Source organism: Luteimonas sp. RIT-PG2_3 (assembly GCF_054902115.1).
Window position 1 is genome coordinate 56,835 of the sequence record NZ_JBUBPF010000010.1, and the last position, 13,583, is coordinate 70,417.

The 13,583-nt window shown below is 66.2% G+C and carries 9 protein-coding genes; 1 reads left to right on the plus strand and 8 read right to left on the minus strand.

The window, feature by feature from the left end:
- Positions 1–250 precede the first annotated feature (250 nt).
- Positions 251–1,546, plus strand: coding sequence for a serine hydrolase domain-containing protein (locus ACYX7E_RS14890; protein WP_462081375.1), 1,296 nt, complete (start codon positions 251–253; stop codon positions 1,544–1,546).
- Between the two features lie 50 nt (positions 1,547–1,596).
- Here the strand turns inward: ACYX7E_RS14890 and ACYX7E_RS14895 are convergent, their stop codons facing one another.
- The 8 genes from ACYX7E_RS14895 to ACYX7E_RS14930 form a co-directional block, all read right to left on the minus strand.
- Entirely contained in the window at positions 1,597–3,696 is a 2,100-nt protein-coding gene (locus ACYX7E_RS14895) for a TonB-dependent copper receptor (RefSeq protein WP_462081376.1), read from the minus strand.
- A 153-nt stretch (positions 3,697–3,849) separates the two neighbouring features.
- A complete protein-coding gene (locus ACYX7E_RS14900; RefSeq protein WP_462081440.1) occupies positions 3,850–5,916 on the minus strand; it encodes a TonB-dependent receptor family protein in 2,067 nt (688 codons plus the stop codon).
- Between the two features lie 178 nt (positions 5,917–6,094).
- A complete protein-coding gene (gene azu / locus ACYX7E_RS14905) occupies positions 6,095–6,547 on the minus strand; it encodes an azurin (RefSeq protein WP_462081377.1) in 453 nt (150 codons plus the stop codon).
- A 344-nt stretch (positions 6,548–6,891) separates the two neighbouring features.
- Positions 6,892–8,619: a methanol/ethanol family PQQ-dependent dehydrogenase gene (locus ACYX7E_RS14910; protein ID WP_462081378.1), complete on the minus strand. Its 1,728-nt coding sequence runs from the start codon at positions 8,617–8,619 to the stop codon at positions 6,892–6,894.
- A gap of 64 nt (positions 8,620–8,683) precedes the next feature.
- Positions 8,684–9,343 (minus strand): QcrA and Rieske domain-containing protein, encoded by a 660-nt coding sequence (locus ACYX7E_RS14915; protein WP_462081379.1) that lies wholly within the window; start codon positions 9,341–9,343, stop codon positions 8,684–8,686.
- Positions 9,344–9,359: 16 nt separating this feature from the next.
- Entirely contained in the window at positions 9,360–10,796 is a 1,437-nt protein-coding gene (gene aldA, locus ACYX7E_RS14920; RefSeq protein WP_462081380.1) for an aldehyde dehydrogenase, read from the minus strand.
- Positions 10,797–10,917: 121 nt separating this feature from the next.
- Positions 10,918–11,394: a DUF1097 domain-containing protein gene (locus tag ACYX7E_RS14925; RefSeq protein ID WP_462081381.1), complete on the minus strand. Its 477-nt coding sequence runs from the start codon at positions 11,392–11,394 to the stop codon at positions 10,918–10,920.
- Positions 11,395–11,470: 76 nt separating this feature from the next.
- Positions 11,471–12,346, minus strand: coding sequence for a transporter (locus ACYX7E_RS14930; RefSeq protein ID WP_462081382.1), 876 nt, complete (start codon positions 12,344–12,346; stop codon positions 11,471–11,473).
- Between the last annotated feature and the right edge of the window lie 1,237 nt (positions 12,347–13,583).

Genomic DNA, 13,583 nt, shown 5'->3' on the forward strand with positions numbered 1-13,583 from the left:
GACTCCACAAAGATTGGCGTATGCGAACGCTCGCCGACCCGACGTTATAGCGTGAGCGCCCGCAGCAAATCCAGCGATGCACGCATAACCCGAAAAATCCGTGTCGGCCGGGTCTGGCGCAACACACTGGGGGTACCCTGCCTTGGCGGGGCAGACGCCCGCCACGGGGCATGCTTGCTGCGGGTGCTTGTCGCGAGCGCTTGTGGTGAACGCTTGTGACAGTCGGGCGAACACGCTTCAATGCCAAGCCATGAGCACACCCCGCCAGCCCGCCTCCCTCTTCCGCCGCCGCTTCCTGACCGGCACCGCGATCACCGGGATTGCCGCATGTCTGCCGCTGCGGACCGTCTTCGCCAGCACGCACGGACAACCAGATCGCGACGATCACAGCTGGATCCCGGACGATGCGCTTCTGGCCGGACTGCCGCGCACGATGGCCGCGTTCGCGGTGCCGGGGCTCGCGATCGCGGCCGTGGAAGCGGGCAAGGTCGCGTGGAGCCGCGGCTTCGGCGTGACCCATGCCGGGCGCGGTACGCCGGTGCAGGCCGACACGGTGTTCGAGGACGCGTCGCTGAGCAAGCCGGTATTCGCCTACCTGGTCATGCAACTGGCGGACCAGGGATTGATCGATCCCGATCGCCCGCTGGTGCAGTACCGGCGTCCCGACTACCTCGGGCAGCACCCCTGGGTGGAGCTGATCACCGCGCGCGATGTGCTGCGCCATTCGACCGGCCTGCCGAACTGGCGCAAGCATCCCGCGACCGAGCTGCTGGTGCCGCAGGTCAAACCCGGCACGCGCATCGACTACTCCGGCGAGGCGATCTTCTGGCTGCAACTGGTGATCGAAACGCTGACCGGGCAAAGCCTGGACGAGTCGATGCAGACGCACCTGTTCGGTCCGGCCGGCATGCGCGACAGCAGCTATACCTGGAGCCCGTCGCTGGCCGCACGTTCGGTGTATGGCCATCGCGCGCATGACGCCTCCGACGAGGAGCCCTCCAAGCTCGACATGCCGCCGCAGATGCTGCGCGAGCAGTGGAGCGCGGCGCAGCAGGTCGCCGAGCGTTGGGGCAAGCCGCTGTCGAGCTGGACCTATGCCGATGCGGCGCGCGCCCTGCCCGAGGTCATCGCGCTGACACCGCCCGGCCTGGTGACCTGGCCGGGCGACATCCTCGCCAATGCGGCAGCCAGCCTGCGCACCACGGCTACCGACTACGCGACGTTCATGACCCTGATGCTGGCCGGCAGGCAACGCGCCTCCTGGGAAGTCACCGAGTCAACGCGCGCGGCGATGCTGACCGCGCAGATCAATCTGCCCGGGCGCTGGACCGAAAAGGGCCTGGGCTGGAACATGGAAGCGACCTCCAGCGGCCCGCTGTTCTACCACTCCGGCAGCAATGGCGGCATCTTCAAGAACTTCGCGCTCGGCGATGCGCCCAGGCAACGCGCACTGGTGGTGCTGACGAATGCCGGCAGCGGCAATATCGTCTATCGACGCATCGTGCGCGCAGCGACGGGCCACGACCTGCTCGCGTTCGATCTCTGACGTGCCATCGTCGATGGCGGCGCGGAAGGGATCCGCGTCGCGGATTGCACTCAGTATTTCAGGTTCACCTTGACCCAGGCCGTGCGCCCGGGCTCATGGATGCGCAGCGGATCGGACGGATAGCCGAAGGCGCTGTTGCCGCCGAGGTTCAGGTGCTCGCTGTAGCAGCGGTCGAACAGGTTGTCGATGCCGGCGGTCAGTTGCACGCGCTCACCGAAGCGGTAGCCGCCGTTGAGCGAGAACACCGCGAAGCCGGGACTGGGACCAAGATCGCGGCCCACCACGTTGCCCTGTCCCGCACTGGTGCGATCCTGATGGGCGACGACGCGCAGCAGCGCACCCAGCGTCCAGCGCTTGTTGTCGTAGGCGGCCGACAGGCGGGCTTCGGCCGGCGTCATCTGCGGCAACGGCGTCCCCGCATCGGCGACTTCGCCCCAGGCGTAGGCCAGGCTGCCGCCGAGCTTGAAGGCGTCGGTCAACCGATACTCGACGCCGGCCTCGCCACCACGGATGTCGGCATCGACATTGCGCGCACGCGTGCTGCTGCCCGTCATGCCGCCCCCAAGGTCGTCGAACAGGCCAGGGTAGTCGAAAAGAATGTAGTCCTGCATGCGTCCGACATAGACCGACACCCAGGCATCGAGCTTGCCGCCGCGATAGTGCGCGCCGAGATCGAGCTGGGTAGTCCGCTCCGGCTGCACGCCACTGAAGGCATTGGGCGACCCGACCGGGCCACTGCCCGGCGAGAACAGCTCCCAGTAGTCGGGCATCCGCTGCGTGTGGCCGATGCCGGCGTACCAGCGCAGCGGCAGGCCGGCGACGTCCTGTTCATAGCGCAGGAACGCCGAAGGCAGCGTCTCGCTGCGGGTGATCCCGACACTTGGATTGGGCATCGGCATCATGCTGCCCGCGGTCGCGCGCACGTCTTCGACTTCGGCCCGATCCAAGCGCAGGCCGGCGATGACGTGGCGTTGCCGGGACAGATGCAGGTGCGCCTCGGAGAACAGGCCGCGGGTCTCGAAGCGCGCATCGGTCTGCCATGGCTGTTGCAGGTAGCTGCCACGCCCCATCGCATTGCGCTGCTGGTGACGGCTGCGACGGGCGTCCATCCCCAGTGTCAGCTCCCAGGCATCGTCCGCACGCCAGGTCAGCGATGCGCGGCCACCGCGCGTGCGATGCGCGACATTGCTGGCCATCGGCATCGGCATGGCGCTGCCGGGATCCGGGTCGCGCAGGCTGTAGTTATCCATGACATGATCGACATCGTTGTCGTAGACATTGGCCTTGATCTCGTCGAGCAGGCCGTCGATGTTCTTCTTCTCGAAACGAAGGCCGTGGCTGGTGCGCTCGAACTGCGACCCGTCCATGCCGCGCCCGGCGTAACGCGCCTGGGCGTCGCCGGTGCCGATGCTGAGCTCCAGCACGGTGTCGGCGTCGGGCGTCCAGCCCAGTGCGGCATCGGCATTCCATTTGTCCCACGCCGACGGCACGCGCCGGCCATCGCCATCGCGATAGTCGTCGGCCTCTGACCGGTTGGCGGTCACGCGTGCGTAGCCCAGCGGCGATCCGGCCACGAGATCGGCGACCTGGTCGTTGCGGCCGTCGCTACCGGCGAGCGTGCTGCCGTTGAAGCGGACGCCCGGCTGATCGAAGTACGGGATCTCGCGTTCGAAGCGCACCGTGCCCGCCGAGGCGCCGCCGCCCCACAGCACCGACTGCGGCCCCTTGATGACCGTCAGGCGGTCATAGGTTTCCGGCGAGATGTAGGACATCGCGTTGTCCATGCGCGATGGGCAGGCGCCGCTCATCGCGCCGTCGTTGGTCAGCAGGTTCAGGCGCGACCCGAACATGCCGCGCAGGACCGGATCGCCATTGGTGCCGCCACTGCGCAGCACCGCGAATCCGGGGACGGTCTTCAGATAGTCGGCGCCATCGCTGGCCGGTACCGGCTGCCGCGGCAGCCTGGGATCGGTGACGAAGGTCAACGCCTGGCTGGGCGCCACCGCGGTCACCACGAGGGCGTCGAGATCGACGATATCGCCGGTAGTCTCACGACCATCGGCCAGTCCGTCAGCCGTCGTGCTGGCGGCAACGGTTCCGACAGGAGCCAGCACGAGTGCCAGCGTGACACACAGGATGTTCCGGACCATGTTTCCTCTCCCCCACGACGTGCTGCCATTGTTGGCAACACGTCTGCGCGGAAGGGTGTGACAGGTTGTCGCAGTCGTGCGCGCGCTTGACCTGGATCAAACGCGCGCGGAACAGAACCAGGTTTTCGCTACACGCCGCTGCTCTCGTGCAGCTCAGTCGCGCCAGTGCCAGCGCATGCCCAGCATCAGCCCGCGACCCGGGCCGGGCTCGTAGAAGCGGCCATTGCCTTCGTTGACGATGACCGAGCCGATGTGGCGCTGGTCGAGCACGTTGTCGATCCGCGCGAAGCCGCGCAGGCGCCCCAGTCCGATCCGCCAGTCGCGTCCGATGTCCAGGTGCAGCAGGGCGTAGCCCGGCGAGCGTTCGCTGCCGAGATCGTTGACGGTGACGTCGCCGACCGCGACCACCTGCGCGCCAGCGCGCCAGGACTCACCCTGCCATTGCAGGCGTCCGCTGAACTGCTGGGTGGCGACGCCGGGAATGCGCGTGCCGGCCGCGACCAGGGTCGTCGGCGTGGTGCAGCCTGCAGCGGTGCAGATCGGGAAGTCGTCGCGGAACGTGGCGTCGACATAGGTGTAGGCCAGTTCCAGCTGCCACGCGGTCGCCAGCGGCAGCGTCGACGACAGCTCGGCCCCCTGCCGGCGTGCGCTGCCGACGTTGCGGAAGCTGCTGCGTCCGCCGACATTGCGCGCGACGGCCAGTTCGTCGTCGGTATCGGCACGGAACAGCGCGGCCTCGAGCGTGACGCCCCCGGCACCGCGCCACTTGGTGCCCAGTTCGAGATTGCGGCTGACCGCGGGCAGCAAGTCGAACGCGAGCCCTGCTCCGCCGTCCGCGCGATAGCCGAGCTCGTTGAAGGTCGGCGTCTCGAAGCCGCGCCCGGCCGACAGGTACCAGCGCCACTGTTCATTGGGCGCGAACATCAGGCCGGCGACCGGCGTGGTCCTGCCATAGTCGACGCGGCCGCTGTCGTCCGGATTGCCGGCCCTGATGTAGCGGTCGTCCGAGGCGAAACGCACTTCGCTGTGGCGCAGGCCGGCCAGCAGCGACCAGCGCGGCGTAAATTGCCACCATGCCTGCGCGTACTGGTCGAAGTTCTCGACTTCGTTGCGCTCGTCGCGACGCAGCGCGCCGCGCACGCCCAGCACGCTGCCGGCATGGTTCTCGAAGCCCTGGCGATGCTGGCGCTGGCGGTCGGCATTGAGGCCGACGCTGAGCTCGACCGGACGCTGCAGCCATTGCCCCTGCCACGACCAGCGCAGGTCGCCGCCGGCATAGCGGTTGTCGAGGTCGATGACGCCGCCGGAGTTCAGCGGGTTGTTCTGCGCGGCGATCGGCAGCGGCAGGTACTGCTCGACCGCACGCTGGCCGCCATAGGCCATGACGCGCAGGGTATGCCCGTGCTCGAAATTCTGCTGGTACAGCAGGCCCAACTGGTCCTGGCTGGCCGACTTGCGGGTGTTGTACTGATACGCGACCGCGGTGGCCTGGCGCGGGTCGTCCTGCGCCTGCTGCCAGGTCAGGCCGAGCGGATCCTGCGCGTCGGGCGCGTCGAAGTGATTGCCGACGATATCCAGCGTTGCACCCGGCCCCACCGGCACGCGCAACTTCAGGTTGACCGATTCACGCTTCGCGGCGCTGTGGTCGCGCCAGCCATCGGTGTCGAACAGCGATGCGGCGATGTGATAGCCGACGCCGCCCGCGCTGCCACGCAATCGCGCAGCGAGCGTCCGGGTGTCGTCGCGGCCGTAGGTGGCCTGGACGCGGGCATCGACGCCTTCGCGATCGCCGTCAGCGCTCCAGATCTGCACGACGCCGCCGGATGAATTGCCGTACAGCGCCGAGAACGGTCCGCGCATGACTTCGATGCGGTCGGCGGCCTGCAGGTTGAAGTGCGAGACCTGGCCCTGGCCATCGGGCATCGTCGCCGGGATGCCATCGGCGTACAGGCGCAGGCCGCGGACGCCGAACGTGGAGCGCGCGCCGAAGCCGCGGATCGACAGCTGGGTGTCCTGCGCGTAGTTCTGGCGCTCGCGCGCGAGCAGGCCGGGCACGCCGTCCATCGCTTCCGACACGCTGGCATTGGCGCGATCGCTGCCATCCCCGAGCCCGATCACGCTGATCGACGCCGGCACGTCGAAGGCGCGCACGCCTTCGAGCCGGGTCGAGCTGACGACGACGCGATCGAGCGTGACCGCATCCGGCTCGGGATGCGGCATGGCGTCCGCGGACAGCGCGCTGTCGGTGGCGGAAACGCCGGACGCGAGGACGGCCGGGCTGACGCCGGCGCCCAGGCCCAACGCGATCGCGGCGGGCAGCAGGCGGTGGAGCGGGCGCGGCATGCGTGTCGTGCTTGTTTTGCGTGTCAAACGAGGCCTCATTGCAACCATCACAGGATCAACCGAACACCAGTTTGCCCTTCATCAGGCTCGAATGTCCCGGGAAAGAACAAAAGAAGGTGTAATCGCCGCCCTTCTGCAGCTTGCTGGTCGGGAACGTGACCGTGGTCGACTCGCCGCCGCCGACGATCTTGGTGAATGCCAGTACGCGCGCATCGCCGCGTGGCAGGTGGCTGTCGGCGACGCTGGCCTTCAGGCCGGCCGTGGCCAGCGGGGCGACGTCGGGGCTGCGGGCCAGCACCCAGTTGTGGCCCATCATTTCGGCCGGCATCTGGCCGGTGTGCTTCAGGGTCAGCTTCACCTGCGTGCAGTCGCCGGCGATCTTGAGCTCGGACTGGTCGAACTGCATCGCATCGTTGCTCTCGATGGTGACGTTGCAGGTCCGCGCGAACGCCTGTGGCGCAGCCAGCGCGAGCAACGACAGCAGGATCATGGGGAGGACACGGCGCATGGAAATCTCCTGGTATTGGGCGACATCGCGCGGGCCTCCGGGGCTGCCATGCGATGGCGTCTGATGTCTTGAGCTGGCGTATTGATTGGAGCGGGTTGATTGGAGCGGGGCTGTCTTTGACGCAGATCCCGCACTGACGGCGACGTTGCCGTCAGTGCGGATCATGGTGGCGATCACTGAGAACCTGTTCACGATCTTGCTGCGCTTGCCAGCTGGCGCGCGTGCGGTGCTCGAAATGCTCATGTATCTCTACCTACACTGCGCTTTCTGTGCTCCACCACGCGCCACCTGGCCTCGCTCGCGACAGACCGTGAACAGGTTCTGACGCGATCGTCGTGGCAGGATCAATCGCCGAGGGCAAAGACCCACACCGAACCGCCTTCCGGCACGCGCTCGTCCCAGCCGGCCAGGGTGTGCATCTTGCCCTGGATCCACTGCGCGTCGACGCCGTAACCCGAGACCACCGCGATGTACTGCTTGCCGTCGATCGAGAAGCTGCTCGGCGGCGAGATGATGCCCGACGGGGTCGGGAACTCCCACAGCAGCTTGCCGGTCTTGGCGTCGTAGGCGCGGAACATGCGGTCGTTGGTACCACCGGTGAACAGCACGCCGCCCGCCGTGGTCAGGATCGAGCCCCAGTTCCACGAGTGGGCGTAGGTCTGGCGCCATTCTTCCTTGCCCCCGTCGACGCTCCAGGCCTGGATGCCACCGATATGGTCGAAGCCTTCCTTGACCGACAGGTCGAGCCGGTTGATGTCGACGCCGGCCGACCACTGTCCCGGAATGCGCGGCTGGATCATGCCGGTCAGGGTCAGGCAGTGGTTGTCGTTGTACGGGATGTACAGCATCCCGGTCTTCGGGTTGTAGGCTTCGTACGGCCAGTCCTTGCCGCCCCACAGGCTCGGGCAGTAGGTGCGGGTCTTGCCGGTGGCCGGCTTGTGGTCTTCGTTGTAGGTCGGGCGACCGGTCTTCGGGTCGATGCTGGTGAAGACGTTGTTGGTCACGTACGGCTCGGACTTGTCGTACGAAATGTTGCCCTGCTCGTCACGATCGAGCCAGTACAGGCGTCCGTTGCGCTGCGCGCTGATCATGCCGGAGACACGCTTGCCGTTGCGATTGAACTCCACCAGCGTCGGGGCGTTCATGCCCGCCCAGTCCCAGGAATCATTCCAGTGGTACTGGAAGTGGCTGACGATGTCGCCACTGTCGGGATCGAGCGCCAGCACCGAGGCCAGGTACAGGTTGTCCCCGGGACGCTGGTCGCCCAGCCACGGCGCGCCATTGCCGACGCCCCAATAGATGACATCGTTCTTGGCGTCGTAGTTGCCCGGCATCCACATGGTGCCGCCACCGTTCTTCCAGGCATCCTTCCACTCGCCGTCCTGCGGCCAGGTCTCGGAACCCGGCTCGCCCGGCGCGGGCACGCTGTAGCGGGTCCATGCCAGTTCGCCGGTCTCGGCATCGAAGGCCTTCAGGAAGCCGCGCACGCCGAACTCGCCACCCGACGGGCCGATCAGCACCTTGCCCTTGACCACCAGCGGCGCCGAGGTGATGTACGCGCTGTCGGTCTCCCAGTCGCAGACCTGCGCTTCCCACAGCAGCTTGCCGGTCTTGGCATCGAGCGCGCTGAGCATACAGTCGACGCTGCCGACATAGACCTTGTCGTTGTACAGCGAGACACCACGGTTGGTCCGGTGCAGGGCACCGATGCCGACCGGCACTTCGCGCTGGAAATGCCACAGGGGCTTGCCGGTCTTCGCGTTGTAGGCGAACACGTGGTTATGCGGCGTGGCAACGAACATGTATTCGCCGTTGACGATGGCCGGCGCCTCATGGCCGGAATTGACGCCGGTCGCGGCCGACCACACCGGGCGCAGGTTCTTGACGTTGGACGTGGTGATCTGGTCCAGCGCGCTGTAGCTCCAGCCCGCGTAGTTGCCCTTGGTAAGCAACCAGTTCTCCGGCTCGGGGTTGGCCAACCGGGCATCGGTGACCGGCTGGTAGTCGGCGGCGAACAGGGGCAACGAGACGACGGCTGAAATGATGGCGCAGGTAATCAACTTGAGTTTCATGGAAAATCCCTCCCAGGAATGGCGTTCTTGTGTAGCGGAGCGTGCGGGGTGTGGTCTTGTCTGATCAGGTCGGCGGACCGATCGGTCCATCGAATTTTCCGGAGATGAACAGCGCGCCGTCGCGGATCTCCAGCGGCAGCATCGCCAGCCGGCGGATCGCCGGGCCCTGGGTCACGGTGCCGCGATTGCAGGCATCGAAGACCGAACCATGGCAGTTGCAGACGATCTGCGTCTTGCTCGGATGCAGGGTGGTGACCGGGCAGCCGTAGTGCGTGCATAGCGAGGAGAACGCGACGATGCCCTCGGCGGCATTCTTCGCGCTGGCCGGCTGCAGATCCTTGGTGTCCATCCGCACCAGGGTCAGCAAGCCGGCGCGCGAAATGAGCACCTGCCCGCTGGTCGGATCCATCGGATAGGCCAGCACCGGCTCGGTGCCGATCGTCATGTCCGCGGGCAGGATTTCCTTGCCCTGCTTGGGACCGACCATGAAGGCGAGCTTGTCGCCCACCTGCGGATCCTTGCTGCGGGTGGCAGCCGCCTGTGCCGCGGCAGGCCTCGCCACGGCCAGCAGCGGCGAGGCCGCGGCCAGGTACAAGGCGTTGCTCAGCAACGTCCTGCGGCCGGAGTCTGGTGCCCCCGGATCCTGCGTGCTCGAATGCTGCGTGCCCGTCGCCGGCGCGCCGGCTCCGCATCCGCACCCGGTGTTGTTGTCGTGCTTGCTCATCTTGCTTGCGCCTCGTTCACGGGGTTTGCAGGTAGACCACGTGGGTTTCGGTGAACTCCTGCAGGCCATGCTTGCCGTCGGCGCCACCAATGCCCGACTTGCGGCGACCAGCGTGGAATCCCTGCATCGCCTCGAAGTGTTCGCGGTTGATGTAAGTCTCGCCGAAACGCAGCTCGCGCGCGGCCTGCATCGCCGAATTGATGTTGCGGGTGAAGATCGACGACGTCAGTCCGAATTCGGAATCGTTGGACAACGCGATCGCCTCGTCGAGGCTGTCGACGACCTGGATCGGCAGCACCGGTCCGAAGATCTCCTTGCGCATGATGTCCATGTCGGCACGCGCGTCGACGATCAGCGTCGGCTCGTAGTGGAAGCCCTGCCCGAGGTCGGCAACCTTGCCGCCGGTGACGACGGTGGCGCCGTCGCGCTTGGCTTGCTCGACCAGCGTCGAAACCTTGTCCAGCCCCTGCTGGTTGACCAGCGGGCCCATGTGCAGATCGTCGCGCTCGGACGGATCGCCGTAGCGGGTGTCGCGGAAATGCGCGGCCAGGCGTTCGACGAAGGCTTCATGCGCGCCGCGCTCGACGTAGACACGCTCGGCGCAGTTGCAGACCTGCCCGGTGTTGATGACGCGGGAGTCGTAGATCGCCTTCGCGGCCAGGTCCAGGTCGGCATCGGCGAGCACGATCGCGGGGGCCTTGCCGCCCAGCTCAAGGTTGACCCGGGTCAGGTTGCGGCCTGCAGTCTGCATGATGCGGCTGCCGGTGGCGACGCTGCCAGTGAACGTGATCAGGCCGACATCCGGATGCGAGACCAGGGCTTCGCCGGTCGACTTGCCAAGGCCGCCGACCAGGTTGAAGACGCCCTTGGGCAGGTCGGTCTCGGCAACCAGCTGCGCGAACTCGTAAGCATTGATCGGGGTTTCTTCGCTGGGCTTGATGACGATGGTGTTGCCGGTGATCAGTGCCGGCGCCAGCTTGCGCGCGATCAGGAAGAACGGAAAGTTCCACGGCAAGATGCCGGCCACCACGCCAATCGGCTTGCGGAACAGGAAAATGTTCTCGTTCGGGCGGTCGCTGGTCAGGATCTCGCCGTCAAGGCGGCGTGCCCATTCGGCCATGTAGTCGATGTAGTCTGCGGTGAAGTCGACCTCGACCTGGGCGAGCTGCTGGATCTTGCCCTGCTCGCGGACGATGGTCGCGGCGAGGTCCTTGCGGTGCTCGCGCAGCTTGGCCGAGATCTGGCGCAGGTAGCCGGCACGCTGGATCGGCGCCAGCTTTTCCCAACCGGTCTGGGCGCGGCGTGCGGCTTCGACGGCACGCGCGACCACCGTCTCGTCGCTGTCAGGAATCCGCGCAAGCAACGCGCCCGTGGCAGGATTCGTGACTTCCACCGCTTCGGCGGTGTCGGCTGTGAACTGGCCGTCGATGAAATTCTTGTAAAGCTTGGTCATATGGGTTCCTCGTTGCTTTTGCGTTGTTGCCTGATGCCGAAGACCGCCTCGCGGCGAGGCGGCGACGTAGGGGAGGGAATGCGGTGTCGCGGCACGCGATGGTGAGTTCCGGTGGACGTGCTCAGGCGGCCGGAGCCGGCTTGGCGATACGCGCGCCCAGGTGCTGGGACAGGTGTCCGAACGCGACGCCGGCAATCCACGACAGGATGACGAACAGGATGCTGTCGTCGACCTTGCCACCGGTGCCGAAGTAGGTCGCGGCACCGAGGAACGCGGCCGGCGTGTAGGCCAGCGCCTTGTGCCCGGCCATGGCCACCAGCACGAAGGCCAGCAAGGCAACCAGCACGACCAGGGCGATCAGGCCGCCACCGGCATGGCCGACGGCGAACATCGTCAGCGCGGTCAACAGCACACCGGCAATGGCCGGGGGCAGCGACTGCACGATGGCGGCGCGGCCGCCGCCCGCGGCGAAGTACGTCGCCCAGGCGACGAAGCCGATCCAGGGGATGAGCTTCAATGCGGGCAGACCGATGCTCAGGTAGACCCACAGCGCGACCAGTACGGCGATGGAAACGGCAAGTGCGATCAGTGATTTCATCTCGACCTCGTTCACGAGCGAAGGAGACGTGCCGGGCGACGGATGCGGGACATGCCGCACCCGGCACGCAGGAACGTCACCAGACGTAGGCGTACTTGAGGTTGAAGCTGTCGTTGTAGCTGTGGTTCCGCCCGTCGATCGAGGTCGAGTAGCGCATCGTGATCGACTGGTTGTCGAAGGTATGCACCATCAGGCCGACGCCGCCATCCAGGGCCCAGCCGCTGGGCAGGCCGTCGTTGGCGCGGACATGTTCGTGATCGAGGGCCAGGAAGGGTTCCAGGCGCTGCGTGGCACGGTAGGCGAAGCGGTGGTTGGCGTGCCAGCTCATGCCGGGCTGGATGCCGGTGTCGCGCTCGCTCTGCCAGACGAAGCCGGCGTCGCCGGTGTAGCCGAACTTGTCGCCCAGGCGCCAGTCCCAGAAGAAGCTCGACAGGTTTTTCCAGTTGGTGTCGCTGACGCGATCGGTGCCGACCGGGATCTGCACGAACGACTGGAAGCCCAAGGTGACGTTGCCCTGCGGCTTGTACCAGATCGCGAAGCCGGTCATCGGGTCGCCGATGCCGCTGATGTGGCGATCATCCGGACCGGGCGCATTGCTGTTGCGGATACCGACGGCCGGCACGATCACTTCCCAGGCCACGCCGATCTTGCGGTTGGATTCGGGCGACCAGAAGCGCACGTACTTTGAAAGACCGGTGATGGCCTTGCTGCCGGAACCATCGACGCGGTCGCCGTTGTCGTTGAAGGCCTTGGCGTTGTTCTGCACGGAGGCGTACTGCACGAAGACGTTGAAGGGTTCAAAATCGGTGGGCAGTTCATATTCGCGCGGGCCGATCACGTCGAACGTGGTCTGCGCGTGTGCGGCGCCGGCGAGCGACAGGAACAGCACGGCCGAGAGCCGTACCAGCATTGCGTTGCAACGAGACGTCGGCGACGTCGTCGAGGTTGTCATGGATGTTTCCTCCCGATGGTTGGTCTGGCGGAACAATGGATCTGCGCCCATTTCCCCGCCTGCGATTCACGCGGGAAGCGGTGTCGACCCAACGACTTCCGCTTCCACACTGGATATAGGCGCAATTCCCGTGCCAACTCTGGAAAGCGGCTGAAACAGCTGATTTCAGCTGGATTGATGACAAATCACGCGTGTCACCGAGATTTCGGCCCGTGCGTTCCACTGACGTGGTGTCGCTTGCAACACGCAGGCTCGACAGGTGTGACACCCGCTGCGACAGATGTCGCAGGTATTGCTGCGGTGCCGCAGCCCTTGGGATGGACGTGTTGAAGCAGGCCCATTGGCGTCGGACACGTCTCGGCATGCCTGAGCAGATGTCGCGCCTGGCGTTTGCTTCCATGAACGCATTGAGATCCAAAGCAGGTTCTCTGTCCCCGGAGCCGCATCGCTGGGTCGGATCGGGACACGCAGTGACATTCGCTGACCGAGCCGAGGAGTCATCCCGGGTCGGGGTGACGCAGCTTCCGAAGTCGATGGTGCGTTTGGCTTGTACTTCACTGAAAACAGCGAGCGCCGAAGCATGTTCGCTATCTCCGGAACCGCATCGCCGTGTCGGGCAGCGGCCGCTCTTCCCTCGATCAGGGCGTCCTGCCCTGACTCCGGCGCACGCCATCCATGGCGTGCTCGACGCGACCTCCGCCCAACCCAACGCTGCCGCGTGTGTGAGGAATACGCTTTCGATCAGTTCTGAAAATACCTCTCAAGGCCGAAGACATCGAACTATCCGACGCAGTGCGGCATCCCGACCCGGGATTGCGGAGAGCAGGCCATGGATGGCCTGCGGCGGCGAGTCAACCATGGATGGTTGACCGAGCCGAGTAGTCATCCCGGGTCGGGGTGACGCGGCTTCCGAAGCCGTTACCGCGGTTGATGTGTTCTTGCTCCAAAGCGCGAGATCCAAAGCAGGTTCGCTGTCTCCGGAACCGCATCGCCGGGTCGGGCAGAGGCCGCTCTTCCCTCGGTCAGGGCATCCTGCCCTGACTCGGGCGCACGCCATCCATGGCGTGCTCGACGCGACCTCTGCCCAACCCGACGCTGCCGCGTGCGTGAGGGTTACGGCGTTGGAAAGTTAACTGTCTCGTGGAGGCCGAAGACATCGAACTATCCGACACAGCCCGGCTAGGCCGGGTTTCGACCCGGCGTGTTTGTGTTTGACGTGCGGGACGTTCTGGCATCC

What these genes read in the sequence shown, in the direction of transcription:
- azu (WP_462081377.1), bottom strand. Translation starts at nt 6,547, where the DNA reads ATGCGCCGTGTCCTCCCCATGATCCTGCTGTCGTTGCTCGCGCTGGCT.
- ACYX7E_RS14890 (WP_462081375.1), top strand. Translation starts at nt 251, where the DNA reads ATGAGCACACCCCGCCAGCCCGCCTCCCTCTTCCGCCGCCGCTTCCTG.
- ACYX7E_RS14915 (WP_462081379.1), bottom strand. Translation starts at nt 9,343, where the DNA reads ATGAGCAAGCACGACAACAACACCGGGTGCGGATGCGGAGCCGGCGCG.
- ACYX7E_RS14900 (WP_462081440.1), bottom strand. Translation starts at nt 5,916, where the DNA reads ATGCCGCATCCCGAGCCGGATGCGGTCACGCTCGATCGCGTCGTCGTC.
- ACYX7E_RS14895 (WP_462081376.1), bottom strand. Translation starts at nt 3,696, where the DNA reads ATGGTCCGGAACATCCTGTGTGTCACGCTGGCACTCGTGCTGGCTCCT.
- ACYX7E_RS14925 (WP_462081381.1), bottom strand. Translation starts at nt 11,394, where the DNA reads ATGAAATCACTGATCGCACTTGCCGTTTCCATCGCCGTACTGGTCGCG.
- aldA (WP_462081380.1), bottom strand. Translation starts at nt 10,796, where the DNA reads ATGACCAAGCTTTACAAGAATTTCATCGACGGCCAGTTCACAGCCGAC.
- ACYX7E_RS14910 (WP_462081378.1), bottom strand. Translation starts at nt 8,619, where the DNA reads ATGAAACTCAAGTTGATTACCTGCGCCATCATTTCAGCCGTCGTCTCG.
- ACYX7E_RS14930 (WP_462081382.1), bottom strand. Translation starts at nt 12,346, where the DNA reads ATGACAACCTCGACGACGTCGCCGACGTCTCGTTGCAACGCAATGCTG.